Raw genomic sequence first — 336 nt, 5'->3', positions numbered from 1 at the left:
GTACCGGCAAATGGACATCGACCAGAAAGGCGCCATCCTCAACAACAGCCGCAAAAGCACCCAGACCCGTCAGGCAGGCTGGATACAGGGTAACCCATGGTTAGCCAAAGGCGAAGCCAGCATCATCGTCAACCAAATCAACAGCAGCAATCCCAGCCGTCTTAACGGCTACATCGAAGTAGCCGGACGGCGTGCCGAAGTCATCATTGCCAATCCGGCCGGCATCAACATCAACGGCGGCGGCTTCATCAACGCTGCCGGCGTTACCCTCACCACCGGCCGCCCCCAGCTTAACGATGGACAAATCAGCGGCATACAAATCAACCGCGGCAACAT

Annotated in this window: 1 protein-coding gene; it reads left to right on the top strand. The window is 57.4% G+C overall.

What is annotated here, in order from left to right; all coding sequences use genetic code 11:
* On the top strand, positions 1 to 336 hold a 336-nt coding region (locus BHC51_RS01005; protein WP_143558711.1), incomplete at both ends, for a two-partner secretion domain-containing protein.

It is taken from the genome of Snodgrassella alvi, from assembly GCF_002777745.1.
In the GTDB taxonomy this organism is placed as follows: Bacteria; Pseudomonadota; Gammaproteobacteria; order Burkholderiales; family Neisseriaceae; genus Snodgrassella; species Snodgrassella alvi_D.
The sequence above is the reverse complement of the archived record's forward strand: the minus strand, read 5'-3'. Positions and strand labels throughout refer to the sequence as shown.